This is a genomic window from Hamadaea flava (assembly GCF_024172085.1).
GTDB lineage: Bacteria > Actinomycetota > Actinomycetes > Mycobacteriales > Micromonosporaceae > Hamadaea > Hamadaea flava.
The window spans coordinates 6,868,290-6,894,336 of sequence record NZ_JAMZDZ010000001.1 but is presented as its reverse complement, the minus strand read 5'-3'; the positions used below and the strand labels follow the sequence as shown (position 1 = coordinate 6,894,336).

The following is a 26,047-nucleotide window of genomic DNA, read 5'->3' as shown; positions in this document are numbered from 1 at the left end:
CTCACCGCGTTTCCTCGCGCTGCGCCTTGCCGGCGTCGTCCTTCGACTCGCGGCGCAGCCGGGTGCCGTCCCGCTGGCGTCCGGTGAACTCCAGCAGGATCGCCAGGCATACGCCGAAGCTCAGCGCCATGTCGGCGATGTTGAAGATCGGGAAACGCTCGCCGTACGGCCCGAAGAGGCTGATGAAGTCGACGACGTGACCGGAGATCCCCCCGGGATAGCGGAAGACGCGGTCGACGAGGTTGCCCAGGGCACCCCCGAGGACCAGTCCCAGCGCGATCGCCCAGGGCAGCGACCGCAGCTTGCGGGCGGTCCAGCCGATCCACGCCGCCACCGCGAACGCGATGAACGGGAAGACGAAGGTGTAGTTGCTGCCCATGCTCCAGGCGGCCCCGCTGTTGCGGGTGAAGGAGAAGTAGACCAGACCGCCGAGCAGGCGCATGGGATCGGCGCCCTCCAGGGTGTTGGTCGCCCACTCCTTCGTCGCCGCGTCGAGCCCGATGATCACGACAGCGACCGCGACCAGCGTCAGCACCGAGCGGCGTACGCTGATCGCGGTCGCGGGAACCGCCTCGGGGAGCGGTCTCGTCTCGCCGTCTTCGTCGGACACCGCCACGCTCCCCAGTTCGCTCATGCTCAGCGCCGCTCCTCCAGTTGCTTACACGTCACGCACAGTGTGGCGGACGGGAAGGCGGCCAGCCGCTCGACCGGGATCGGGTTGCCGCACCGCTCACACCACCCATAGCTTCCCTCATCGAGACGCTCCAATGCGCGCTCCACCTGGTTGATCCGCTCCAGGATGTTGTTCGCGAGGGTGATCTCCTGCTCGCGCTCGAACGTCTTGGTCCCGGTGTCGGCCTGGTCGTCGCCGGCCGAGTCGGTCAACCGGTCGCGCTGCAGTTCGGTGATGTCGACCAGGGTCTGGTCGTACTCCGTCCGCAACTCATCCAGCCGCCCCGACAACGCGGTACGGATCTTCTCGGTGTCCGCGGCGCTCCGCGTACCCCTCACCACGGTCGCGGTCTTCGCGGTGGTGGCGGTGCCTGCGGCGGCGGTCTTGGGTGTGGTCTGCTTCGCCATCATCGCTCCCTCGGCCGCGGAGTCCGCGGCGGTCTCAACTTCCTGGACAGGGGGGTGCGCCGTCGCGGTGACCGGCTGCTGCGCGGCCTTGGCCGGCGCCTTCTTCGCCGTCGACCTGACCGGCTTCTCCGTCGCGACCGGCTCCGCCTCAGCGGCCGCGCTCGCCTTCCCGGCTGTCTTCTTCGCCGTCGTCTTCTTGGCCGTCGTCTGGGCCGCCGTCGTCTGGGCCGCCGCCGTCTTCTTCGCCGGCGCCGTCTTGGCCGCCGTCTTCTTGGCAGGCGCTGTCTTCTTGGCCGCAGCCGGCTCGGCCGTCGGCTCAGCGGCTGAAGTCGCCTTCGCCGCCACCTTCCTGACCGGCTTCTCGGCTGCCGGAGTTGCCTTAGCCGCGGCGGCTGCCTTCGTCGTCTTCTTCGGCGCCTTGGCGGGCTCTGCCGTCTTCGCCGGCTCGGCCTGCTCGACCGCCGCCTGCTCAGCCGCCTTCTCCGCCGCCGTCGCCTTCGTGGCCGCGGCCGTCTTCTTCGCTGGAGCCGCCTTCTGACCTGCCGATTTGGCGGATCGGGCGGACGACGCGTTCGCACGAGCGGGCGCGGGCTTCGGGGTGGGAACCTTCCGGGCGGAGGCGGCCTTCTTCGCCGCGGCGGCCGTGGACGGCGTACGCGCCGACCGGGCCGCGGTCGTCCTTCCGGCGGCGCCCGCCGTGGCCTTCGCGGTCGCCTTGCGCCCTGCGGGTTCGGCCATGGGATACCCCCACATGCAAAACGGGCGCGCGGCGGGTGCCGCGCACTCGGAGTAGGTTGGCAAGAATACGGAAGCCACAGGTTTCCGACAAACATGCCACTCGTGGTTGCCGAAACCGGACAGTGTCTGATTCAACACTGCCGGTCACTCAAGTACCGGACATTAGCCGCTAATCGTCCGCCTTACCCGAATTTCCGGCAATCCAACGTGCGAGTCTTCCGGCCTTACCCACTTCGCGAAGCCTTCTTAACGTCGCATCGCGTACTTCGTCGGTCGCGACGATCAACATGCTGTCCCCGGCGCGCAGCCGGGTCTGCTCGTGCGGGACGAAGCCCTCGCCGTCGCGCAGGACCAGCGTGACCACCGCCCCGACCGGCAGCCGCAGCTCGTCGAGGTGGACTCCGGCGAGCTGCGAGCCCACCGGGATCTCCAGTTGGAGCAGGTCAGCCTGCATGCGCTCAAGCGGCGCGGTCTCCACGCGCAGCTCGGTCGGCTCCGCCGGGGAGGTCACCCGAAGCCAGCGCGCCACCGGCGCGAGCGTGCCCGTCTGGGCCAGCGTGAAGATCACCACAAGGACGAAGACCGCGTCGAACAAGGCGGTCGCCCCGGGGACCGCCTCGGACAACGGGATGGTGGCCAGCACGATCGGGACCGCGCCGCGCAGCCCCGCCCAGCTCAGGAAGGCCAGGTCCCGGCGGCCGAACCGCTCGTACCGCGATCGCCTCCGGCGGCCGCGCCCGGTGAACGGCAGCAGCGAGACGGCCACCGAGATGGGCCGGGCCAGCAACAACAAGGTCAGCCCGATCACCAGCGCCGGAATCAGCGCGTCCGTCAGCCGGGCGGGCGACACCAGCAGGCCCAGCATGACGAACAGGCCGATCTGGGCCAGCCAGGCCAGGCCGTCGGCGAAGCCGAGGATGGCCTGGCGGTGCGGCAGCCGCGAATTGCCGAGGATCACCCCCGCCACATACACGGCAAGGAAGCCGGAGGCGTGCACCACCACACCCGCGGCATACGCGAGCACCGTCAACCCGACCGCCGCCAGCGGGTAGAGACCCGCCGCGGGCAACGCCGCGCGCCGCAGGGTCCACGCTCCGGCCAGGCCCACGAGCAGGCCCAGGGCCGCACCCACGACCAACTCGTACGCGATGAGGCCGGCCTCGGTCGACCAGTGGACGCCGGCGAGGCTGGGCGTCGCCAGGAGGACGACCAGGATGACGGCCGGGGCGTCGTTCATCCCGGACTCGGCCTCCAGCGTGGCCATGAGTTTCGGCTTGAGCCGCAGCCAGCGCAGGGTGGCGAAGACGGCGGCGGCGTCGGTCGACGACAGCACCGCGCCCAGCAGCAGCCCGGCGTGCAACGAGACGCCGAGGAGTAGATGGACGACCAGCCCGACGACGGCGGTGCTGACGAAGACGCCCACCGTCGACAAGGCGATCGCCGCCGGGAGAACCGGCTTCAGCGTGCTCCACCGGGCGCTCAGCCCACCCTCGGCGATGATCAGGACGAGCGCGCAGAGGCCGAGCGTACGCGTCAGGGTGGCGTTCTCGAACTCGATGCCGAAGCCCGATTCGCCGATCAGCATGCCCAGCGCCAGATAGACCAGCAGGCTGGGCAGGCCGATGCGACTGGAGAAGCGGACCGCGGCGACGGCGGCGAGCAGCACGCCCGTGCCGATCAGCAGGGCCACCTCGAAGGAGTACGCGCCGCTCAAGCGCCGTCTCGCAGGGTGTCGAGGCGGACGGTCAGATCCTCGGGCGGATCGGCGACGGCGAAGAGTTTGTCCCGGCCGGTCGCTCCGCTGCGCAGGCTCACCGAGGACACCGGTACGCCCAACGCGACCGCCAGCGCCCGGCGTACCGCCTCGGTCGCCCGGCCGTCGACCGGCGGCGCCGTGACCGCGACGACGAGCGCGGGGCCGAGCGAGCCGTCATAGCGCCCGCCGACCTTGGCCCGCGAGGCGCCTGGCTTGACTCGCACCGCGACCGTCACGCTCTGCGCCATGCCTCATCCTAGGCCAGGGTGATCAACTAGCTGACACAGTGTCAGGGGACCCCGACCGGGATCCCCTGACACTGAATCTGTCCGTCAGACGCGACGGGCGTCGGCCAGCAACGCGCTGTCCGGCTCGCAGAGTCCACACGGGCTGAACCCGAGTTCCACCGCCTCGTTCACGGGCAGCGGCTCGTGTGGACGGCCGAGCAGATGCACGCAGCCCGCCACGTGATAACGCGGCCGACCGTCGATGACCAGCACCTCGGTGCTCATCCGGGCGATCCGGGCCGCGTCGGCGGGCGGCACCCGCTGCGCGACCGGCTCGTCCGGTGGATCCTCGTCGTCGTCGATCTCTCCGAGCGCGGTCCCGCCCGACTGGGCCGGGATCGTGACCCCGGTCTGGTCGAGACGCTCGCCGGTCCGGTCGGCGACCCGGCCGCGAACCGGCTGCTCCGGCTCCCGGGTCGTCTCCCTGCCACCGCTGTCTCGCGTGGCCCGGGACCGGCTGACCGGCTCCTCGTACGCGTCGCTCTCGTCCTGCTCGTCCTCGTCGTAGTCCGCCTCAGCGCGGGCTGCGGCGGCCTGCCGTGCGCCCACCACGAGGGCGACCGCGGCCAGGAGGCTGGTCCCGATCGAACCGACGAGCATTCCGCTCGACCCGTTGATCAGGCCAGTGACCAGCAGTACGACCGCGACGACGATGAGCAGCAGACTTGCGACAATCACACAGCTCACCCCCGCCGATATCGGCATCCAGGTGTCATCCCGGCACGGGGTCCCGCGCCGGGTCTCTCACAGGGTGTCGGGGTGGTTCGGTGGTGCGTGCTCCTTCCGGCGGCTCGCCGAAGACGGGGGTCTTCGGCGAACCGGCCGCCAGGAGGTCTCGGCCACGAGGAGGGGTCACGGCCGTCAAGAGGGGCCGACGCGGACGGGGGTCCGCACCGGAGTTCGCGAGGGACTAGCGGCTGGCGCCGAAGCCAGCGCCGGAGGTGACTCCGGCCGTGACCGCGCGACCGTTCTCGGACCGGGCGATCTCCGCCTCGAGACCCTGCCCACGACCTTCGAGGTCGCGCAGCTGGCTCTCCAGGTACGCCTTGAGCCGGGTACGGTACTCGCGCTCGAACTGCTTGAGTTCTTCGATGTGCTTGGAGAGAGCGGTGCGCTTGGCGTCGAGCCCGCCCATCGCCTCCTGGTGCCGCTGGCGCGCGTCACGTTCGAGCGCGTCGGCCTTGGCCCGGGCGTCGCGGGTGACCTCCTCCGCCTTGGCGCGCGCCTCGGAGAGGACCTTGTCGGCCTCCCGGCGAGCGTCCGAGACGTGGTCGTCCGCGGTGCGCTGGGCCATCATGAGAACGCGCAGCGCCTGCTGCTCGCCGTCGGGGCCGACCGGGCCGACACCGGCGGGGCCGCCGGCTCGCACCTGGTCGAGCTCGGCCTGCATCGCGCGCGCGGCGCGGTCGGCTTCGCCCTTCTCCCGCTGGCTCCGGTCGAGCTGCATCTTGAGCTCGTTGAGTTCGGCCGCGAGGCGCGGGTCGGCGCCGGGGCCGGCCGGAGGACGACCGCCGCCGCCACGCTCGGCCTGGGCGCGCAGCTCGTTGTTCTCCTCGATCAGACGGGCGAGTTCGCGCTCGACCTCGTCCAGGAAGGCGTCGACCTCCTCCTCGTCGTACCCCCGCTTGCCGATCGGGGGCTTCTTGAAGGCCACGTTGTGCACGTCGGCCGGGGTGAGCGGCATCGAAACTCCTCGGGTCAGTTGCGGCCGCGTCGGGCGGTGGTCATCGGCGTCTGACGAATCTATCGGTACAGCTTCTGTGCGATCAGCATCAGAACCCACAGAATAACCAACAGAATCATCGCCGCCAGGTCGACGCTAACGGTACCAATCCGCAACGGTGGGATCACACGCCTCAACGCCTTGAGGGGTGGATCAGTGACGCTCCAGATAAGTTCCAGCGTCGCCGCCGAGCCTCGACCGGGGTGCCACCAACGCCCGTACTGGAGGATCACCCCGAGCACGAATCGTGCTAAAAGGGTCAACAGGAAGGCGTACAGCAGGAGATATACGACTTGCCAGACGATCGAAAACACGACAGTGGGATCCCTCGCGCGGGTTAAGTGTGGTGATACCCACCTTCGGCGATCTTCGCCTTCTCCTCCGCCGTCACCTGGACGTTGGCTGGAGAGAGGAGGAACACCCGGTGGGTAACGCGCTCGATCGTACCGCGCAGCCCGAACGCGAGACCGGCTGCGAAGTCCACGAGCCGCTTGGCGTCGGCCTCGTCCATTTCGGTGAGGTTCATGATGACCGGCGTGCCGTCGCGGAAGTGCTCCCCGATCGTGCGTGCCTCGTTGTAGGTGGTGGGGTGCAGCGTGGTGATCTGGTACCGGCGGTCCTCCTCGGTCGCGGGCACCGCTGAGCGCGGCTGGACCTGAGCGGCGGTCTCCGCCTCCGGCGCCAGCGCCAGGTTCTCGCGCGTACCGAAGAGCCCGCCGGAACGGCCGGACCCGCTGCTCGGCGTAGCCGGGGCGGCCGGCTGGGCCGGAGCGGCGGAACTCACCGGACGAGTGATCGGCCGGACCGTGGAACCTGAACCGGACGAGCGGCCGGTGTCGTACCGGGACTCACCCGAGCGCGACAGCGGCTCGCGGCCACGGTCGTCCGCCCGGCCACGGTCCTCGCGTAGGCGCTCCGAGTAGCGCGAACGCGGCACCGCCGGGAGGTCGTCCTCGTCCTCCTCGTCGTCGAACTCGTCGTACTCCGAGTCACGGGTGGCGGTCCGGCGGGAATCCCGGTAGCCGCCCCGGTCGCGGTAGCTGGCCGAGCCGTAACCGCGGTCGTCGTAGTCGCGCTCGTCGTCGTCCTCGACGAGGCCGAGCCACACACCCGCCTTACGCAATGCGCTCATCAGCAACCGCCCCCTTGTGTCGTCGGGGCGAGCGTTCGCGGCGCGTCACCCCTGCGGCCTCCGCCCGCCGCGGGTGCCGGTCGGGCAAACCACACAGATGTAGTTTCGCCCGCCGTCAGGCTACCCGAGCAGCGCACGCTTTCCGAGCAACGCGGTGCCGACGCGTACGTGTGTCGCGCCGTGCGCGATCGCCTCTTCCAGGTCACCGCTCATCCCGGCCGAGACGACCGTCGCGTTCGGATGGTCGGCCCGAAGTCCTGCCGCGACCAAGGCCAGCCGTGCGAACGCGGCTCCGGCGTCGTCCACCGGTGCCACCGCCATCACGCCCCGCAGTCGCAACGCCTCATCTTTACCGATCAGCTCGGCCAATGCAGCCACCGACGCCGGGGACACGCCGCCCCGGTGTAGCGGATCCGACAGTTCGGGGGCGCCGGGATCCAGGTTCACCTGGATCAAGACGTCCAGCGGACGGTCGCGCACCTTGGCCGCGGCCTCGGCCAAGGCGCCCGCCAACGCCGGGCGGTCCACCGAATGGACGAGGTCCGCGTAGGACGCGACCGACCGGGCCTTGTTCCGCTGAAGCTGGCCCACGAAGTGCCAATGCACGTCGGCACCGGCCGCCCGGACCTCAGCCGCCTTTCCGGCCGCTTCCTGATCCCGGTTCTCCCCCACCTCGCGTACGCCGAGCGCGGCCAGGTGCACCACATCGGACGCGGGATAGGTCTTCGTGACGGCGACGAGGGTGATCTCGTCCGGCGTACGCCCAGCGGCAGCGCAAGCGGCGGCGATGCGCTCGCGCACCGCCGCCAGATTGGCCGCTATCTCCGACCGCCGGACCTCTGGGTCAGGACCCATTTTTCAAGAAGTCCGGCACGTCGACGTCGTCGAAGAGGACCTTGCGCTGCGGCTGCCGCGGCGGTTCGGTGGTCGGCACCGGGTTGCGGATGACCGTCTCGGTGACCGGGACCGGCCGCTTCAGCTCGGCCGGCTTGTAGGTCGGCGTACCGCCGTCGAACCCGGCCGCGATCACGGTCACCCGGACCTCGTCGCCGAGCGCGTCGTCGATGACCGCGCCGAAGATGATGTTCGCCTCGGGATGGGCCGCGTCCGTGACGAGCTGGGCAGCGTCGTTGATCTCGAACAGACCGAGGTCGGAACCGCCCGCGATGGACAGCAGCACGCCGCGCGCGCCGTCCATGCTCTGCTCCAGCAGGGGGCTGGAGATGGCCCGCTCGGCCGCCTCGACCGCCCGGTTGTCGCCGCGCGCGCTGCCGATGCCCATGAGCGCGCTGCCGGCCCCGCTCATGACCGACTTGACGTCGGCGAAGTCCAGGTTGATCAGACCCGGCGTGGTGATCAGGTCGGTGATGCCCTGAACACCGGACAGCAGGACCTGGTCGGCCTGGCGGAACGCGTCCATCATGGTGATGCCGCGGTCGCCCAGGGCCAGCAGCCGGTCGTTCGGGATCACGATGAGCGTGTCGCACTGGTTGCGCAGCTCCTCGATGCCCGACTCGGCCTGCACCTGACGGCGCTTGCCCTCGAACGAGAACGGCCGGGTGACCACACCGATGGTGAGCGCGCCGAGCTTGCGGGCGATGTTGGCGACCACGGGCGCGCCGCCGGTGCCGGTGCCGCCGCCCTCGCCACACGTCACGAAGACCATGTCGGCCCCCTTGAGGACCTCCTCGATCTCGTCCCGGTGGTCCTCGGCGGCGTTCTTGCCGACTTCGGGGTTGGCCCCGGCGCCGAGGCCGCGGGTCAGTTCCCGGCCTACGTCGAGCTTGACGTCGGCGTCGCTCATCAGCAGCGCCTGCGCGTCGGTGTTGATCGCGATGAACTCGACGCCCTTGAGTCCCACCTCGATCATTCGGTTGACGGCGTTGACACCGCCGCCGCCGATGCCGACGACCTTGATGACCGCGAGGTAGTTATGCGGAGGTGTCATCGGGCCTTCCTTTCGAGGTCGGATCGCCCCGGGTCCGGCCGTTTCCCCGAAGGCGGTGGTGCTGGTCCTGCTGTGCGGCGAGGGCGAGGTCCGACCGCGCTTCCGGCGGCTCACCCGGGAGGCTCCTCGGGCAAACCCTCACCCTCTAGTTGAGCCTTACAGTTTTGTCAACTATGTGGCTCTGACGAAAAAGTAGGCGTCTACGCGCCGCGATCCAAGGACCCGGTACGGCGTGTCGGAAGCGCTCCATTATGGACTGTCTCCCCGACGGGGCTAGGAGATCGTCACCACCTCGGGCGCGCTCACGTCGATCTGCCTACCCGATCGGGTCAGCAGAGCGGTCGCGACGCGCGCCTTCAGTTCGCCCTGAGTCGCGTCGCCCCATATGACGGTACGGCCTTTGCGCAGCTCCAGGCGGATGCGCGCGGGCGCGTCCACGACTACTCGCACCAATTCCGCCTTCAGTTGCGGCGTCAGGGCCGCCAGCACTTGCAGCCCGGCGACGGTCTCCGGGCTGTCCGGGCCGGGCCGAGCCAGCTTCAGCTCGGGCAGATCACTGGGGCGGTCGTCCACTGTGAGAAACACGACGCCGGACCGGTCGACCATCGCGAACTTCTTGTCCTGCGGCACCACGGCGACCGGCGTACGCTCCACCACCCGGATGGTCAGGGTGTTAGGCCAGCTGCGGCCGATGTCGACGGACTCGACCGGAGCCAGCTCGCCGATCCGGCGGGCCACCGACTTCGTGTCCACGCGGGCCAACGGCGTGCCCGTCGGCACCTCGGCGGCGGCGCGTACCTCGTCCGGCGTCAGGATCTGCACCCCGGTGACCCGGATCAGGTCCACGCCGAGCACCGAGGTCTGCAACGCCAGCCAGACCAAGGCCCCGCCCAGCACCAGGATCAGCCCGCCGATCCCCCACGGCGCGACCGCCCGCAACCGGCGACGCCGGGCACGAGCCATGAATCGGCGTACCGAGGCCGGCACCGCGTCCCGGGAAGCCCGGACCAGCCGCCAGCGGCGTGGCCCGTCCGGCGTCTGCGACATCCCCCGTCAGTCCCCCATCCGTCCGTCAGACGTCGGCGCGCGAATGGCGGGCCTGGTAAGGCGTACCGCCACCGCCACCGCCGCCACCGTCGCCGTCGCCGTCGCCGTCGAGCGACTCGTCGTCGGAGTCGCCCCGCAACGCGGCGATCAGCTCGTCGCCCATCAACGAGATCGGCGGCGCGCCCATGGTGACCACGACGTCGCCGACCCGGGCCCGGCGGACCACCTCGGCCGGAACGTCCTCCCACGACGGAACGAAGACCTTCGCCTCGTCCGCCAACGGGATCGCCCCGGTCAGCGCCACTCCCCCTTGGCCCGGCTCGCGTACCTCGCCGGGGCCGAACACCTCCAGCACGATCGCCTCATCGGCGATGGCCAGCGCGGTGGCGATCTCCTCCTGGAGGTCGCGGGTGCGGTAGACCCGGTACGGCTGGAACACCACGAGCAACCGGCCCGCCCCGGCGACCTCGCGCAACGTGCTCAGCGCGGCGGTCATGGAGGTCGGGTGGTACGCGTACTCGTCGTAGACGCGTACGCCGCTGACGATGCCCTTGAGCTCGAACCGGCGGCGTACGCCCGGGAAGGCCGCGAGCGCGTCGATGACCGTCTTGGCGGGCACCCCGAGCTTGAGCGCGGTGAGCGCCGCGGCCGCGCTGTTGAGGCCCAGATGGCGGCCGGGCGTCGGCAGCGAGAACTCGCCCAGCGGCTCGCCGTCGAGGGACCCGAAGTAGCGCACGCCCGCGACACCGGAGGCGATCTCGGTGAGCCGGAAGTCCGCGTCCTCGGCCTCGCCGTAGGTGTAGACGGTCCGGCCCTCGCCCCGCAGCACCTCGGCCATGTCCCGGGTGTACGGGTCGTCGGCGCAGGTGACCACGAACCCGTCGGCGTCGGTCAGCCGCGCGAACTCGGCGAAGCCGGCCCGCAGCCCGTCCATGTCGCCGTAGGTGTTGAGGTGGTCGACGTCGATGTTGGTGACGATGGCGACGTGCGGCCGGTAGACCAGGAACGACCGGTCGTGCTCGTCGGCCTCGGCGACGAAGTACTCGCCCGAGCCGTGATGGCCGTTGGAGCCGACCTCGCCGACCTCGCCGCCGATGAAGAACGACGGGTCGAGCCCGGCGTGCTGGAGGATCAGCGTCGCCATCGAGGTCGTGGTGGTCTTGCCGTGGGTGCCCGCGACGGCGATGGTGCGCCGCCCGGTCATCGCCGCGGCCAGCGCCTCCGACCGGTGCAGTACGCGCAGCCCGCGCTTGCGGGCCTCGACCAGCTCCAGATGGTCGGCCGGGATGGCCGTCGAGTAGACGACGGTGTCCACACCATCCAAGTTGGACGCCTCGTGCGTCATGTGGATGACGCCGCCGAGCGCCCGCAGGCCGGCCAGCGAGGGCCACTCGCGCAGCTCGCTGCCGGTCACCGGGATGCCCCGGGTCAGCAGCAGCCGCGCCAGGCCGCTCATCCCGACGCCACCGACCCCGATCATGTGCACGGTGCCGAGCTCCTCGGCCGTGAGCACACCGGCCGGGGTCATGTTCGCGGTCTCCACTGCTGCCATCAGCCCCTCACTCCCGCCGCCTTCAGGACGAACTCCCGCAGGGCCTCGTCGCCGTCGCGCCGCCCGTACGCCGCCGCGGCCGCCCCCATCGCCGCCACCCGGTAGCGATCGGTGACGAGCGGGACGAGTGTCCGCGCGATCCACTCTGGACTCAACTCGGCGTCGTCGACGATCAGGCCGCCACCGGCCTCAACGACCGGCAGCGCGTTACGCCGCTGCTCGCCGTTGCCGTAGGGCAGCGGGACGTACGCGGCCGGCACCCCGAGCGCGGCGGTCTCGGCGCAGGTCAGCGCCCCGCCCCGGCACAGCACGAAGTCGGCGGCGGCGTACCCGAGTTCCATCTCGTTGATGAACTTGACGGTGACGTAGGGCGCCGCCAGCCCGGCCGGGATCTCGACGTCGTCGTTGCGGGCCCCGATGACGTGCAGCACCTGAATGCCGGCGTTGGTGATCGCGCGGGCGGCTCCGGCCATCGCCAGGTTGATCGAGCGCGCGCCCTGCGAGGCGCCGAAGACGAACAGGGTCGGCCGGTCGAGGTCGAGGCCGAAGTGCTTGCGGGCGGCGGCCTGCGTGGCCGCGCGGTCCAGCGTGGTGATCGAGCGGCGCAGCGGTACGCCGACGACGGTCGCGTCCTGCAGCGACTCCGCCTGGACCACCTGGTGCGGGAAGCCGACCGCGACGTTCTCCGTGAACCGCATGCCCAGCTTGTTCGCCACACCCGGCGGGACGTTCACCTCGTGGATGACGATCGGCGTGTGCCGCCGCCAGGCCGCCAGGTACGCCGGGACGCTGACGTAACCGCCGAAGCCCACGACGACCTGCGCGTCGACCTCGTCGAGCACCGCCCGCGCCGCCCGCGACGAGCGGAACATGCGGTCCGGCGTACGCAGCAGGTTCATGTTGATCGACCGCGGCAGCTGATAGGCCGGGATGTGCCGCAGGTCGTAGCCGGCCGGCGGGATCAGCTCGGTTTCCAGCCCCTTCGGGGTGCCCAGGCAGGTGATCCGGATCCCCGGGTCGTGCCGCCGCAGGCAGTCGGCGAAGGCGAGCAGCGGGTAGATGTGACCGCCTGTGCCTCCACCGGCCAGCACCACCGAACGCAACTGACTCACCGCTGTCCTCCTCAGTCCTCGACCGGCCCGCGGCCGCCTCGCCGTCCCTTTCCGGCTCCCGCCTCGGCGCGGGAGGGCGCCCGGGGGGTGGGCGCCGTTGGCGTGGCGGCGTCCGGGGGCCGGTGCCGCCGGGCGATCGCGGGCAACGGGGCCCAGAGTAGCTGTACCCACTTCCCGCTCGGACGGGCGTGCAGGGCCGCCGCCGCCGCGGGTTCCGTACGCGCGAACGAGGCCAGCATGCCGACCGCGGCGAGGGAGACCACCAGCGCACTGCCGCCGTGTGAGATGAACGGCAGCACCAGGCCGGTGACCGGCAGCAACCGGATCACGCCGCCGATGTTGATCAATGCTTGGCTGATGAACCAGATCGTCACGGCGGCCGCCGCGATCCGGCGGAACGCGTCGGGCACCCGGCGGGCGATCCGTAGCCCGGTGTACGCGAGCACGGCGAACAACGTGACCACCATCAGGCAGCCGACGACCCCGAGTTCCTCCGCGATCACGGCGAAGATGAAGTCGTTGTGCGCCTCGGGCAGCCAGTTCCACTTCAGCGAGCCGTTGCCGAGGCCGACGCCGAACCAGCTGCCGTCGGCGATGGCGTACCAGCCCTGCTTGATCTGGAAACAGTTGTCGGTGCAGTTGGTGCTCGTCGGGTCGAGGAAGGCGGTGAACCGATCCTTCCGGTAATCCTTGCCCGGGGCGAAGACGAGCAGGAGGACACCGAGCAAGGCCACGCCCAGCATCCCGGCGAACACCCGGCCGCGTACGCCGGCGACGAAGAGCATGCCGACGAAGATCGCCAGCAGCACGAGCATGGTGCCGAGGTCGGCGTACCCGACGAGGACGAAGAGCAGGCCGACCGCCGGGAAGAGCGGCGTCCACAGCTCCCGCCATTGCAGGATGCGGTCGCCCTTGCGGACCAGCACGTCGGCGCCCCATACGACCAGCGCGAACTTGGCCAGCTCCGAGGGCTGGAGGACGACCGAGCCGATGGACAGCCACAGGCCGCTCGCCTCGACCGGTCCCCACTGGGCGGTGGACTGGTTCCGCAGCGACGCGATGAGGTTGATCAGGTCCAGCAGGCCCAGCAGCGCGATGGCGATCATCAGCATCAGCCGCGCGACCGCCCGGTAGGTACGCCGGGGCAGCCGCTGGCAGACCCAGAACGCGACCAGGCCGACCGCCGCCGCGGCGAGCTGCTGGATCAGCGAGCCGTACGGGCTGAGGCCCTTGCTGTAGTTCGTGACGGCGGTCGCCGAGAAGACCATCGTCAGGCCGATGATCAGCAGCAGCCCGACACAGGCCAGCAGGAGGTAGTACGAGGCGAGCGGGCGGTCCAGCAGGCCGCGCAGCGCGGACACGAAGGCCACCACGGTGCGCTGCGGATCGAACGCCGGCCGCGCCGGCCGCGAAGCGGACTCCTCGGCTCGAGCGGACCCGGCTGCCACATGCGGCCGGCTCACGTCCTCACGCTCGGCTCGAGCGGACCCGGCCGGGGGCGGATCGGGTGTGCCGGTCCCCTGCGTCATGCCCGCCCCTCAGCCGCCGTGCCCGCCGGTCAGCGCCCGGACGGCGGCGGCGTACGCCGAACCTCGGTGGTCGTAGCCGTGGAACATGTCCTTGCTGGCGGCGGCCGGCGCGAGCAGCACGGTGTCACCCGGTTGCGCGAGCCGCGCGGCGGCGGCGACGACCTCCCCCATCGCTCCATCATCCGTCCTGGCGACCTGGACGACGGGGAGCGCGGGCGCGTGTCGCGCCAACGCGATCGCGATCTCCTCCCGGTCGACGCCGAGCAACACCGCGCCCGACAGCCGATCGGCGACCGCGCGGACCAACTCGTCCACGTCGACGCCCTTCAACTGCCCGCCCGCGACCCACACGATCCGGGGGTACGCGGTCAGCGAAGCCAGCGCCGCGTGCGGGTTGGTGGCCTTGCTGTCGTCCACATAGTCCACCCCCGCCACGGTCGTCACGTACGCGTTCCGGTGCGGCTCGGGCACGTAACCGGCGAGCCCGTCGCGGATGGCCTCGACCGGCACCCCGTACGCGACGGCGAGCGCGGCGGCGGCGAGCGCGTTCGCCACGTTGTGCGTACCGGCCGGCTTGATCCGGGCGGCCTCGATGATCGGCTGCCCGTCCGGAGTGGTCAGCCAGCCCTCGGCCACACCGAAGGACGAAGCCGATGGGGCGCCCAGCGTGATCGAGACGGGCGACGGCCCGCCCGCCCGGTTCAGCGCGGCGAAGACGCGTGGGTCGTCGGCGTTGCCCACGGCGACTCCGGTCCCGGCCCGGGCCGACCGCCAGACGGCTTCCTTCGCGCCCGCGTACGCCGCGAAGTCGCCGTGCCATTCGAGGTGGTCGTCGGCGAGGTTGAGGATCGCACCCGCCTCCGGCGCGAGCCGCGACGACCAGTGCAGCTGGAAGCTGGACAGTTCGACGGCGAGCACGTCGAGCCCGTCCGGCAGCTCCACCAGCGGTACGCCGATGTTGCCGAACGCGCCGGTCCGGTACCCGGCGGCCCGCAGGATCGCGGTCAGCATGGTGACCGTGGTCGTCTTGCCGTTGGTGCCGGTCAGGGCGAGCCAGGCGGGTGCGTCCGGACCCCGTAGCCGCCAGGCCAGCTCGGGCTCGGAGTAGACGTCGATCCCGGCGGCGACCGCCGCGGCGGCCAACGGGTGATACGGCGGTACGCCCGGCGACACCACCACGTCCGAAATACCGGACAAAAGCCCCAAATAGTCGAAGTCTGAGCCTGAAGCGACGACGATCCGCGCCCCGAGGTCCCCGAGGGCGGTCAGCGCGTCGGTCTGCTTCTGATCGACGACGGTGACCCGGGCGCCGTGCTTCAGCAGCGCCCGGGCGCTGGCCGCGCCGGCCGTGCCGGAGCCGACGACCAGCACGGCACGACCGTCGTACGAGGTCATCAGCTGACCGCGCTCAGGAAGTCGGCGTAGAAGATGCCCAGGGCGACCGCCACCCCGACCCCGGCGATGATCCAGAACCGGATCACGATGTTGACCTCGCTCCAGCCCACTAACTCGAAATGGTGTTGGAGGGGTGACATGCGGAAGACCCGTTTACCGGTGGTCTTGTAGGAGATCCGCTGGATGATGACGCTCATCGTGACGATGACGAACAGCGAGCCGAGGACCGGCAGCAGCAGCGTCGTCCGAGTGGAGACGGCCAGGCCGCCGATCAGGCCGCCGAGGCCGAGCGCGCCGGTGTCGCCCATGAAGATCCGGGCCGGGTACGCGTTCCACCAGAGGAAGCCGACGCAGGCCGCCGCGGCGGCCGCCCCGATCATCGCTATCTCCAGGGGATCTCGGACCACGTAGCAGTAGGTCGCCTTGGACGTGTTGTACGCCGGGTCGGCGCACCAGTGCCGGTACTGCCAGAACCCGATGAACGAGTACGCCGACAGCACCATGAACGAGGCGCCGGTGGCGAGCCCGTCGAGCCCGTCGGTCAGGTTCACGCCGTTGCTGGCCGCCATGATGACCAGGACGAAGACGATGATCGCGCCGATCCGGCCCAGCTCCAGCCAGTCGATGTCCCGGATGAAGGAGAGCTTCGTCGAGGCCACCGTCTGCTGGTTGGTGCTCTTGAAGGCGTCGATCGGCCAGATCGCGATGACGCCGAAGACAGCGCCCACGATCAGCTGGCCGAGCAGCTTGCCCCGCTCCGTGAGGCCCTCGCTGTTGCGCTTGCGGACCTTGAGGAAGTCGTCGATGAACCCGACCGCGCCGCAGAACACGAACAGGCCGAGCAGGACCAGGCCGGTGATCGTCGGCCGCACCTGGCCGATCTGCGCCTTGGGCAGCGTCACCAAGGCGACGTGCCCGGCGACGTAGGCGATGACGGTGGAGACGATGAAGACGACCCCGCCCATCGTCGGGGTGCCCTTCTTGCCCTGGTGCATCTGCGGGCCGTCGGCACGGATCGGCTGACCCGCCTTGAGCCGGGTGAACGCGCGGATCGCCAGCGGCGTACCGAACAGAGACACCGCGAACGCTACGACGATCGCGACAAAGACCGCCCTCATGCAACGGCCCCCGCGGTGGCGCGCAGCGCGTCGACGACCTGCCAGGTCCGATAGCGCGAGCCCTTCACCAGCACGACGTCGCCGGGGCGCAGCCGCTCCCCGAGCACCGCGACGGCCGCGTCCTGATCGCTGACCAGCACCGAGTCTCCTCCCCATCGCGCCATCGCCGTCGCTCCGTCGCGAATCGGCGCGGCGTTGTCGCCCACCACGACCAGCAGGCTCACGCCCGACTCGGCGGCGATCCGGCCCACTTCCTCGTGCCCGGACCGCTCGTGCTCGCCGAGTTCGGCGTGATAACCCAGCACCGCCACCGTGCGGCGAGCCGGTCCGTCCGGGGCGCTGCCCAGGGCGGCCAGCGCGCGCAGCGCGGCGGCGGTCGAGGCCGGATTGGCGTTGTACGAATCGTCGATCACCGTGACACCGTCGGCACGGTTGAAGACATCCATCCTTCGGCTGGAGACCGCGCGCAACGTGGACAGCCCTTCGCCACACTCGGTCACGGTCATCCCGGCCGCTCGCGCCACGGCCGCCGCGGCCAGCGAGTTGCCCACCTGGTGGGCACCGGCCACGGTCAGGGTCACGGCCGTCTCGCCTTCCGGCCAGACCAGCTTGTACGCCGGACGCCCGAGCCCGTCGAGGGTGACGTCGTCGGCGCGTACGTCGACTGACTGCACTCCTGGCGTCTCGGCGCGAGCGCCTCCCCGGCCCGCCGAGGTGCCCACCGCGACGACCTGAGCGCGGGTGCGGGACGCCATCGCGGCCACCAATGGGTCGTCGGCGTTGAGGATCGCCACGCCGTCGGCCGGCAAAGCCTCGACGAGTTCGCCCTTGGCCTCGGCGATCTTCTCCTGCGACCCGAACTCGCCGATGTGCGCCACGCCGACGTTGATCACGACGCCGATCTTCGGCGGGGCGATGCCGCACAGGTAGGTCAGGTGACCGGCGCCCCGCGCACCCATCTCCAGAACGAGGAACCGGGTCTGCTCGTCCGCCATGAGCGCGGTGTGCGGCAGGCCCAGTTCGTTGTTGAACGTGCCGGGCGGGGCGACCGTCGGGCCGAGCCGCGACAGCAGCTGGCCGATCATGTCCTTGGTGCTCGTCTTGCCGGACGAGCCGGTGATGCCGATGACGGTCAGCTGCGGCAGCCGGTCGAGCACCGCGCGGGCGAGCCGTCCGATCGCGCTCAGCGCGTCGTCGACCAGCACCATCGGCACACCCGGGACGGCCCGCGTACCCAGCACCGCGGCGGCTCCGTCGGCCACCGCGCGGGCGGCGAAGTCGTGGCCGTCGACGTTGGCTCCCGGGAACGCGACGAACAGGCCGCCGGTCAGGTCGCGGCGAGTGTCGTACTCGACCGGGCCGGTCACCCTGGTCTCCGGGTCGGCCTCGCTGAGCGTGCCGCCGACCGCCTCGGCGATCTCGGCCAGGGTCATCTGGATCATGCCGACTCCTCGTTCCCGCGATCCGAGTTCGCGCGATCCGCCAAGGCGGCCGCGGTGAGCGCGTCGGCCAGTTCGACCCGGTCGTCGAACGGCAGCACCTCGCCCCCGACCTCCTGACCGGTCTCGTGGCCCTTGCCGAGCACGGCGATCACATCGCCCGGACGGGCTCGCCGGACCGCTTCGTCGATCGCCGTACGCCGCCCCGCGATCTCGACGACGTCGGCCGGATCGGGCACGCCCGCGATGACCTCGGCGCGGATCTGCGCCGGGTCCTCCGTACGCGGGTTGTCGTCGGTGACGATGAGCAGATCGGCGCCGTCGGCGGCGGCCTTGCCCATGATCGGGCGCTTGCCCCGGTCGCGGTCGCCGCCCGCGCCGATGACGCAGATGAGCCGCCCGTTCCGGTAGTCCGCCAGTTCACGCAGCGCCTTCAGCGCGGCCACGATCGCGTCGGGCTTGTGCGCGTAGTCGACCACCCCGACGACGTCCAGCCGGGCGTTCGCTGGACTCGGCACGCGCTCCAGCCGCCCCGGTACGCCCGGACAGGCGGCCACGCCGTCGGCGGCCGTCTGCGGATCCACTCCGACGGCGGTCAGGCTGGCCAGGGCGAGCAGCGCGTTGGCCACGTTGTGGCGGCCGGCCAGGGCGACCCCTGCCCGCACCGACACACTCCCCGGCCCGTACGCCGTGAACTTCTGGTCGTATCCGCCGGATATGCCTTGTGCGTACCATATGGCGCTGGTGTCGCCCGACGCGGAGTAAGTGATCGTCGTGGGCTTGATCAGCGCGGTGAGCGCGGGGTCGTCGAGGTTGAGCACCTCGGCTCGCGCCCGGCCGTCGAAGAGCGACGCCTTGGCGGCGAAGTACTCCTCGGTGCTGGCGTGGAAGTCGAGATGGTCGAGCCCGAAGTTGGTCCAGCCCGCCACCGCGAACCGGACGCCACCGACCCGGCCGAGGGCCAGCGCGTGGCTGGAGACCTCCATGACCACGGCCGTGACACCGCTCTCCCGGGCCACCGCGAGCAGCGCGTGCAGGTCGGTCGCCTCTGGGGTGGTGCGCTTGCTGACGACCCGCAGGTCGCCGAGCCGGGTCTCGACGGTGCCGATGATGCCGGTGACGTGCCCGCCGGCCCGCAGCCCCGCCTCGATCAGGTACGCCGTCGACGTCTTCCCGGCGGTGCCGGTGATGCCGATGAGCACGAGATCACGGCTGGGTTCGCCGTAGATCTGGTCGGCGACCAGCCCGAGGACGGCCCGGGGATCGTCGACGATGAGCGCGGGCAGCCCGGCCGCCGCGGCCGCCGCGGCCCCAGCCGGATCGGTCAGGACGGCGACCGCTCCCGCCGCCGCGGCCTGGCCGATGAACTCGGCGCCGTGCCGCCGCGATCCCGGCAGCGCGGCGTAGAGATCGCCCGGAAGCACCTCGTCGCTCGCGTGCGTCACCCCGCTCACCAGCGGTCCGGGCTCGGGCGTCGGGACCGCGAACAGGGCGCCCAGGGTGGCCAGCGCCACGGGCTCGCCGGACGCGGGTCGGAGACTGACAGGCACGCTTGAGCACCCTACCGGAGGTCAGCGGGTGGCCACGAAGGTCGGGGGCTTCTCGCCGCTCGGGGCGACGCCGAAGTGCTTGAGCGCGAACGACATCATGTCCCGGAACGCCGGTCCGCAGACCGCGCCGCCGTTGCCCCCCGGTGTGTACGCGAACACGCCGATCACGTAGCGGGGCGACTCGGCCGGCGCCATCCCGATGAACGACGCGACCTCGCCCTTGCCGTACCCGTTCGTGGCGTAATAGCGCCCGGTGCCCGTCTTGCCGGCGACCCGGTATCCGGCGATCGCGGCGCTGCGCGCGGTCGCGCCCGGCGCCGTCGTCACCGGCTCCATGATCTGCCGCAACTGGGCGGCGTGCTCGGCGCTGATCACCCGGTGACTGGGCGCGGCCTCGGCCGCCTGCACCTTGCCGTCCGGGCTGATGATGTTCTTGACCAGGTGCGGCTGGACCCAGACGCCGTCGTTCGCGATCGCCGCGTACGCCGCGGTCATCTGCAACGGGGTCACCGAGACGCCGTTGCCGATCGGGATCGAGCCGAAGTCGGACCCCTGCCACTCCGACGGCGGCCGGGCGACGCCGGAGGCCTCGCCGGGGATGGAGATCCCGGTGGGCTGCCCGAGCCCGAACAGCCGCTGGTACTTGTAGAGGTTCTCCGCGCCCAGCTGCTGCGAGATCTTGATGGTGCCCACGTTCGACGAGTACGCCATCAGCCCCGGCATGGTGATCTTCGTACCGCTCGGGAACGGGTGAGTGTCCTCATAGGTCTTGTCGGCGACCTTGATCGTCGGCGCGATCGTCACGGTCGAGTCCGGCGTGATCACGCCCTCCTCCAGCGCCCCGGCCAGCACGATCGCCTTGTGCACCGAACCCGGGTCGACCAGCTCGTTGCTCGCGACGTCGCCCCGGTCCTGCGGCCGGCTCGCCAGCGGGTTGGCCGCGTCGTAGGTCGGCCAGCTCGCCTGCGCCACCACCTCGCCGGTCTTCACGTCGATCACCGTCGCGCTGCCGAAGGTCGCCTTGACCTGCTGCATCTTCGCGGTGAGGATGCGCTGGACCTCGTACTGGAGATCCCGGTCGACAGTGAGCTGCAAGGTCGAGCCGTTCCGCGCGGCGACCGTGTTGTGGTAACCGCCGGGGATCTCCTTGTCGAGCTGATCCCCCCGGCCCACCTCGTATGTGCGCAGCCCGTTCTTCCCGGCGAGCAGGTCGTCGAAGCGCGCCTCCAGGCCGACGAGGCCGCCGTCGGCGTTGGTGAAGCCGATGAGGTTGGCCGCGACGTCCTGGCTCAGCACGTCCCGCAGATCGCTGCGCTCCACCTCGACGCCGTCGAGACGCAGGCCCTGCACCGCGTCCCCGGTCTCGATCTTCACCCCCTGCGCGAGCACCTCATAGCGCTGCTGCTCGGTGCTGTTCGGCTGAGTGTGCGGGGACAACAGCGGCAGCAACTCCGACACGGGCCGGCCCAGCAACGGCGCGAGCCGGGCCGCCGCCGCAGCCGGATCCTTGACCTGGGTCGGGTCGGCGTACACCATCCGGGCCTCGACGCTGTGCACCATGATCGCGCCATTGCGGTCCAAAATGGATCCACGCGAGGCGTAGAGCACATCGTGCGCCAGGCGCGACTGCAAACCCTGAGCGGCCGCCGCGGGCGCGCCCTCGAACTGCAACTCGACAAGGCGTACGCCGACCGCCGCGAACATCAGCAGCGCGAGACCGGCCGCCAGCCGCAGCCGTCGCTGGGGATTCGCCGGACGGGGCGGCTTCGGCACCTTGACCGCCTTCGGCCGCCCCGGCTTCGCCGGCGCTCCGCGCCCGCTCGCTCCCCGGCCTCTCGCTCCCGCTCGGGCCGCCCGCTCGCTCGCGCCCCCCTTGTCCGCGCGATCATGAACTTTCGGTCGTGATCCACCGGTGTGTCGTGTCCGGGAGTCCCTGATCGACTCCGCTTCTTCGTGATCGATCGGCGGCACGACGCGCAGCGACGACTGCTCGCGTACGGTGCGGCCGCGGGGGGTGTAGGCGCGCGCGCGGCCCAGTTCGCTCCGGTTCCGGCCCGGCGAGTCCTGCCCGGACGAGTTCTGCCCGGAGGAACGGCCGGTGGGCGCACCGGACTTGCCGGTACGCCCACGGTCGCCGAAGCCCTGCCCGTCCGACCCCCGTCCGTCGGAGCCACGCCGCTGCGGCATCAGCCCCCCTGGCTGGTGATGGCCGGCTCGCCGTTGGCCGGCTGCGGTACGCCGACGACACGGCCGTCCGGCAGCCGGATGAAGGCCGGCGCGCCCGCCGGGACCAGGCCCAGCTTGCGAGCCTGAGCCGCCAGGTTGCCCGGCGCCTCCTTCTCGGCGATCTGCTGGTTGAGGTCCTGCTCCTGCCGGTCCAGCTTGGCCTGCTCCGCCCGCAGCTTGTCGAGCTTGAACGCGTTCTCGTTGATCTTCTGGTTGAGCGCCAGGATGCCCACGACCCCGGCCATCACCAGGACCACGATCATCACGACGAACGGCACCCGCGGGCCGGACACCGGCATCGGCGGCGCCAGCCGCAGCTTCGGCCGCTCCGGTGTGGTCCGGCCCGTCTCACCACGAGCCTCGGTACGCGCGTCGCTCCGCAGCTCGCCCCCACGAGCCCGGTCGAAGCGACGGTCGTCGTCGCGCGGCGCACGCGCCGCGTTGGAGTTGCTCATGCCTCGCCCCCGATCTTCTCTGCCGCCCGCAGGCGAACCGAGGCGGCTCGCGGGTTCTCCGCGACCTCGGACTCGCTGGGCAGCTCCGCCCCCCTGGTCAGCAGCCGCAGGGTCGGTCCGGTGCCGGGAAGTTCGACCGGAAGGTCGATCGGCCCGGTGGACCGCGCCCGCGCTGCGAACGCTTGCTTGGTGATCCGGTCCTCCAGCGAGTGGTAGGACATGACCACGATCCGGCCGCCAGGCGTTAAAACGTCCAGGGCCGCCGGCAGTGCCGCTTCCAGCACCACCAGTTCCCGATTCACCTCGATGCGCAATGCCTGGAAGGTCCGCTTCGCCGGATGTCCCCCGGTACGCCGGGTGGCCGCCGGGATGGCGTCGCGAACCAGTTCAGCCAACCGCGCCGAGCTGGTGAGCGGACCTTTCGCCCGTTCCTTGAGGATCGACGCCGCGATCCGGGACGCGAACTTCTCCTCGCCGTAGACCCGCAGCACCCGGGCCAGCTGGCCGGCGTCGTAGGTGTTGATCACCTGCTCGGCCGTCATGCCCCGGGTCTGGTCCATCCGCATGTCGAGCGGGGCGTCCTGCGCGTACGCGAAGCCCCGGTCCGCCTCGTCCAGCTGCAACGAGGAGACGCCCAGGTCGAACAGGATCGAGTCGATTCGGTCGATCCGGAGGTCCCGCAGTACGCGCGGAAGCTCGTCATAGACGGCGTGCACCAGATGAATGCGGTCGGCGAAGGGAGCCAGCCGTCGCCGGGAGTGCTCCAGCGCCTCGGTGTCCCGGTCGAGCCCGATGAGGACCGTCTCGGGGTGGCGTTGGAGCACGGCTTCGGCGTGGCCGCCCAGGCCGAGGGTCGCGTCGACGTGATACGTCCGGCCGCCGGCCTGCTCGGCGCGGTCGACGGTGAGCGCGGGAGCCAGCAGGTCGAGGCAGCGTTCAAGCAGGACGGGCACGTGCTTGCCCCGCGGCTGCTGCATCTCGACCCCCTGCTGTTCTGCTCTCGTTGATCCCGGCGTACCGCCAGATCCCCATCCGCTTCTCGCACCTCTTGTTCCCCGTTCCCAAGGGGTTCGAGAGAGCAGTACGCCTGGCGCCGGGGAAGTGGCGCCAGGAGCCGACAAGCGGCTGGAGATCTCGCGGTACGCCGGTTTCGTGCCCGGTGCTGCGATGTTCGCGGCATCGCTTCCAGGCGCCTGGCGCTCACCGTCGGGCCGGCGTCACCCCGCCTCCGTCGGCAGGCCGGCGTAGCCGGCGGTGTCGACGTCCGAGAAGGATTCCTCGCTTTCGGCGAGGTACGCCTCCCAGGCGGCGTTGTCCCAGATCTCGACACGAGTGCTCGCGCCGATCACCACCAGGTCTCGCTCCAGTCCCGCGTACGCTCGGAGCGTCGGCGGAATGGTGACCCGGCCCTGCTTGTCGGGGACCTCGTCGTGAGCGCCGGAGAACAGCACCCGGGTGTACGCCCGGGCCGCCTTGTCACTCATCGGACGGGCCGACTGCTCGGCGGCGTATCGCTGGAACTCGGCGACCGGGAACACGTAGAGACAGCGCTCCTGCCCTTTAGTGATCACGACACCTCCCGCCAGCTCGTCCCGGAACTTCGCCGGAAGAATCAACCGGCCTTTGTCGTCCAGGCGGGGGGTATGCGTGCCGAGAAACATCGGCCCCACCCCCCGATGACGCAGACGGGATCAGCTCGTTCGCGGCGAGCCGCTCCCCCGGCCGGCCGGGCCTCCCAGCCCCACCAGTGGGCCCCACTTTACTCCACTTCCCTCCACCGTCAACCAAAATCGACCGCCCCGACGCCCCGAGCCCTCCCCATTTGGCCAGGTCACAACAGGTACGTTCGGGTGGAGGGGGGCAATGAAGATCAACATCGTCCGGTTTCCGACATCACCGTCACCGATGCCATTACCGCTCGTTAAGCACGAGTTAAGCGATCACCGCACAGCCGATCGCCGAAACAGCAAGGCCCGCACCATCAGGTGCGGGCCCGCTGCATTACGGGGATGGGTGAGAGGTCTTTAGGGGGATGGGTGATCGGGCTTTAGCCGAGCACCCGGCGGAACTCGACCTTCTTGCTCCAGATGCGGTGCAGTCCGGTCTTCTTGCCGTATGTCGGGGCGTCGTACATCTTGTTGCCGCCGGCGTAGATGCCGACGTGGTAGACGCGACCGCCGGAGTCGCGGAAGATCACCAGGTCACCGGGAAGCGCCTTGGCCCGGGAGACCTTCTTCCCCTTCTTGCCCTGGGCGCCGCTGTGGGGGAGCTTGACGCCGACCTTCTTGTAGATGAACTTCGTGTACCCGGTGCAGTCGAACCGCTTGGGTCCCGCGGCGCTCCAGCGGTAGGGACGGCCGCTGTACTGCTTCGCCAGCGCGATCACCTTCGCCGCCTTGGCCGCCCGGGAGCTGACAGCGGTGGGAGCGGCGGTGAAGGCCGAGGCAGTCACGTTGGTGGCGACGGCGGTCGTGGCGACGGCCGCGTTCTCCGTCACGACCGTGTCGGCCGCGCCGACTCCGGTCACGACGATCGCAGCCGGAGCCGAGGCGAGCGCCGCGGCAGCCGAGTCCACCGAGGAGGCTTGGGTGGGGGTCCCCGTCAGCGTCGCCGCCAGGACGCCCGCGCCGACGGCCAGCAGGAGTCTGGCGGTACGCCGCCTGATCTGAGACTTCATCGTCGTCCTTCCGGCACGCCTGCGAAGTGAGCTGTCGGGTTCGGGCGGGAAGGCGGCCCGGCCACGGCATCCATTCAGGACGGAGGTCCACCGGGGGCGGGTGTCCTGAGCGGACGCCGGTGGCTTCACCCCGAGCCGGGTCCGCGACCAGATCCGGCGAAGGTGGTTCCCCCACTCCCGCCCATCCACTGCTGCGTGGGGTGGGCACCGCGAACGGGCGGGATTCGGCGTATCCGCGGCGCCGCCGCCCAGGTGAACCCGGTCGGCGGATCGTTTCTACCGAGAACCTGCGAATTGGCCAAGAACCTGAAGAAGGTCTGAGAGCTGGGAAAACTACCCTTGGCGAGTGGTCAAGACATCGATGTCCGATATTGCCTGCCGGGATGTCCGGTTCAGTTGGTGACGCAGCCCACAGAAGTCGTCCGGCTCGGCCGACCCGGGAGATCCCCCGATCGGACGAGCCGGACTCAGCCGAACACTTAGTAGAGGACTCAGTAGAACTGGCCGACGACGTAGGAGTCGTCCCAGATCTCGTGCAGGCCGACGGTCTGCCCCTCGGTCGGGGCGTCCCACATCTTGTGGTTCCCCGCATAGATGCCGACGTGGTAGGCGAAGTCGCCGCTCAGGAAGAAGATCAGGTCGCCCGGACGCTGCTTCGCATGCGGGACGACCTTCGCCTTGTTGAGCTGCGTCGGCACATAGTTGACGAGCTTGACGCCGATCTTGGCGTACACGAACTGGGTCAGCCCGGAGCAGTCGAAGGTCCGCGGTCCGGTCGCGCCGAACACGTAGGGCGAGCCCTTGAGCTTCGCCACCTCGCGCAGGACGATCGCCGCCTTCGTCGAGGCGGCGGCAGCGGACGCTGCTCTCTTCGCCGCCGACGCAGCAGCAGCCCTGGCCGGTGCCGCAGCCTTGGCCGCAGCAGCGGTCGCAGCGGACGCGGCGGCCGACGCCGCCGAACCCAAGCCCGCCGTGCCCGAAGCTGACATCGACGCCGAAGAGGACGCGGACGCCGCACCAGACGCCGACGCTGAGACCGAGGCGTACGCCGAGGGCGCGATCGACAGCGAAAGCTCGGACGGGGCCGGAGAACCTCCGGGTCCGGCGGCGAGCGCCGGGAGGCCGACCGCAGCCGCTGCGATCGCCGCGGCCCCAGCGGTGACCAAGCCCCGCCGCCGGCTACCGAACAGAAGACGCCAGCTGCCGAACAGACGACGATGGCCGCCGAGCAGGAGATTTCGAGCACGCTCCCAGCGGGAGGCGACCATACGGAAGATGGCCAT

The 26,047-nt window shown here is 70.7% G+C and carries 23 protein-coding genes, 1 pseudogene and 1 riboswitch; all 24 genes and pseudogenes read right to left on the bottom strand.

Going from position 1 to position 26,047, the window contains the following annotated elements:
* Position 1: 1 nt before the first annotated feature.
* The 24 genes and pseudogenes from lspA to HDA40_RS32280 all read right to left on the bottom strand — a co-directional run bounded on the left by lspA (position 2) and on the right by HDA40_RS32280 (position 26,047).
* Entirely contained in the window at positions 2-634 is a 633-nt protein-coding gene (gene lspA / locus HDA40_RS32395) for a signal peptidase II (RefSeq protein WP_253761592.1), read from the bottom strand.
* 2 nt (positions 635-636) lie between these two features.
* A complete protein-coding gene (locus HDA40_RS32390; protein ID WP_253763891.1) occupies positions 637-1,080 on the bottom strand; it encodes a TraR/DksA family transcriptional regulator in 444 nt (147 codons plus the stop codon).
* A 907-nt stretch (positions 1,081-1,987) separates the two neighbouring features.
* The gene (locus HDA40_RS32385; protein ID WP_253761591.1) at positions 1,988-3,532 is read right to left on the bottom strand and encodes a potassium/proton antiporter; all 1,545 of its coding nucleotides are present in this window, start codon (positions 3,530-3,532) and stop codon (positions 1,988-1,990) included.
* Positions 3,529-3,822, bottom strand: a complete 294-nt coding sequence (locus HDA40_RS32380; RefSeq protein WP_253761590.1) for a DUF167 domain-containing protein — start codon at positions 3,820-3,822, stop codon at positions 3,529-3,531. Before HDA40_RS32380 ends, HDA40_RS32385 begins: the two co-directional genes overlap by 4 nt.
* An 84-nt stretch (positions 3,823-3,906) precedes the next feature.
* Complete coding sequence (locus tag HDA40_RS32375) at positions 3,907-4,539, bottom strand: hypothetical protein (protein ID WP_253761589.1); 633 nt, start codon at positions 4,537-4,539, stop codon at positions 3,907-3,909.
* Positions 4,540-4,771: 232 nt separating this feature from the next.
* The gene (locus tag HDA40_RS32370) at positions 4,772-5,545 is read right to left on the bottom strand and encodes a DivIVA domain-containing protein (protein ID WP_275978352.1); all 774 of its coding nucleotides are present in this window, start codon (positions 5,543-5,545) and stop codon (positions 4,772-4,774) included.
* Between the two features lie 59 nt (positions 5,546-5,604).
* Positions 5,605-5,898, bottom strand: coding sequence for a YggT family protein (locus HDA40_RS32365; RefSeq protein WP_253761588.1), 294 nt, complete (start codon positions 5,896-5,898; stop codon positions 5,605-5,607).
* A 23-nt stretch (positions 5,899-5,921) separates the two neighbouring features.
* On the bottom strand, positions 5,922-6,716 hold the full coding sequence (locus HDA40_RS32360) for a cell division protein SepF (protein WP_253761587.1): 795 nt from the start codon (positions 6,714-6,716) through the stop codon (positions 5,922-5,924).
* Positions 6,717-6,836: 120 nt separating this feature from the next.
* A complete protein-coding gene (locus tag HDA40_RS32355; RefSeq protein ID WP_253761586.1) occupies positions 6,837-7,571 on the bottom strand; it encodes a YggS family pyridoxal phosphate-dependent enzyme in 735 nt (244 codons plus the stop codon).
* A complete protein-coding gene (ftsZ, locus tag HDA40_RS32350) occupies positions 7,561-8,664 on the bottom strand; it encodes a cell division protein FtsZ (protein WP_253761585.1) in 1,104 nt (367 codons plus the stop codon). Before ftsZ ends, HDA40_RS32355 begins: the two co-directional genes overlap by 11 nt.
* 273 nt (positions 8,665-8,937) lie before the next feature.
* A complete protein-coding gene (locus HDA40_RS32345; protein WP_308197790.1) occupies positions 8,938-9,711 on the bottom strand; it encodes a cell division protein FtsQ/DivIB in 774 nt (257 codons plus the stop codon).
* Positions 9,712-9,736: 25 nt separating this feature from the next.
* Complete coding sequence (gene murC / locus HDA40_RS32340) at positions 9,737-11,263, bottom strand: UDP-N-acetylmuramate--L-alanine ligase (protein ID WP_253761584.1); 1,527 nt, start codon at positions 11,261-11,263, stop codon at positions 9,737-9,739.
* A complete protein-coding gene (gene murG, locus HDA40_RS32335) occupies positions 11,263-12,375 on the bottom strand; it encodes an undecaprenyldiphospho-muramoylpentapeptide beta-N-acetylglucosaminyltransferase (protein WP_253761583.1) in 1,113 nt (370 codons plus the stop codon). Before murG ends, murC begins: the two co-directional genes overlap by 1 nt.
* Before the next feature lie 11 nt (positions 12,376-12,386).
* Entirely contained in the window at positions 12,387-13,736 is a 1,350-nt protein-coding gene (locus tag HDA40_RS32330; RefSeq protein ID WP_253763890.1) for an FtsW/RodA/SpoVE family cell cycle protein, read from the bottom strand.
* 177 nt (positions 13,737-13,913) lie between these two features.
* Positions 13,914-15,299: a UDP-N-acetylmuramoyl-L-alanine--D-glutamate ligase gene (murD, locus tag HDA40_RS32325; protein WP_253761582.1), complete on the bottom strand. Its 1,386-nt coding sequence runs from the start codon at positions 15,297-15,299 to the stop codon at positions 13,914-13,916.
* Entirely contained in the window at positions 15,299-16,417 is a 1,119-nt protein-coding gene (gene mraY, locus HDA40_RS32320) for a phospho-N-acetylmuramoyl-pentapeptide-transferase (RefSeq protein WP_253761581.1), read from the bottom strand. Before mraY ends, murD begins: the two co-directional genes overlap by 1 nt.
* Positions 16,414-17,859 carry a UDP-N-acetylmuramoyl-tripeptide--D-alanyl-D-alanine ligase gene (locus tag HDA40_RS32315; RefSeq protein ID WP_253761580.1) on the bottom strand — a complete coding sequence of 482 codons (1,446 nt, stop codon included), beginning with the start codon at positions 17,857-17,859 and terminating at the stop codon, positions 16,414-16,416. The genes mraY and HDA40_RS32315 overlap by 4 nt, the downstream gene beginning before the upstream one ends.
* Complete coding sequence (locus HDA40_RS32310) at positions 17,856-19,370, bottom strand: UDP-N-acetylmuramoyl-L-alanyl-D-glutamate--2,6-diaminopimelate ligase (RefSeq protein WP_253763889.1); 1,515 nt, start codon at positions 19,368-19,370, stop codon at positions 17,856-17,858. Before HDA40_RS32310 ends, HDA40_RS32315 begins: the two co-directional genes overlap by 4 nt.
* 57 nt (positions 19,371-19,427) lie before the next feature.
* Positions 19,428-21,593 carry a peptidoglycan D,D-transpeptidase FtsI family protein gene (locus HDA40_RS32305; RefSeq protein ID WP_253761579.1) on the bottom strand — a complete coding sequence of 722 codons (2,166 nt, stop codon included), beginning with the start codon at positions 21,591-21,593 and terminating at the stop codon, positions 19,428-19,430.
* Positions 21,593-22,087, bottom strand: a complete 495-nt coding sequence (gene ftsL, locus HDA40_RS32300; RefSeq protein WP_253761578.1) for a cell division protein FtsL — start codon at positions 22,085-22,087, stop codon at positions 21,593-21,595. Before ftsL ends, HDA40_RS32305 begins: the two co-directional genes overlap by 1 nt.
* 11 nt (positions 22,088-22,098) lie before the next feature.
* Positions 22,099-23,064: pseudogene (gene rsmH / locus HDA40_RS32295) on the bottom strand (16S rRNA (cytosine(1402)-N(4))-methyltransferase RsmH); the annotation flags it as partial.
* Positions 23,065-23,304: 240 nt separating this feature from the next.
* Positions 23,305-23,748 (bottom strand): division/cell wall cluster transcriptional repressor MraZ, encoded by a 444-nt coding sequence (gene mraZ, locus HDA40_RS32290; protein ID WP_253761577.1) that lies wholly within the window; start codon positions 23,746-23,748, stop codon positions 23,305-23,307.
* A 386-nt stretch (positions 23,749-24,134) separates the two neighbouring features.
* Complete coding sequence (locus HDA40_RS32285; protein WP_253761576.1) at positions 24,135-24,764, bottom strand: C40 family peptidase; 630 nt, start codon at positions 24,762-24,764, stop codon at positions 24,135-24,137.
* Between the two features lie 2 nt (positions 24,765-24,766).
* Positions 24,767-24,933, bottom strand: a riboswitch (cyclic di-AMP (ydaO/yuaA leader).
* A 322-nt stretch (positions 24,934-25,255) separates the two neighbouring features.
* Positions 25,256-26,047: a C40 family peptidase gene (locus tag HDA40_RS32280; RefSeq protein WP_253761575.1), complete on the bottom strand. Its 792-nt coding sequence runs from the start codon at positions 26,045-26,047 to the stop codon at positions 25,256-25,258.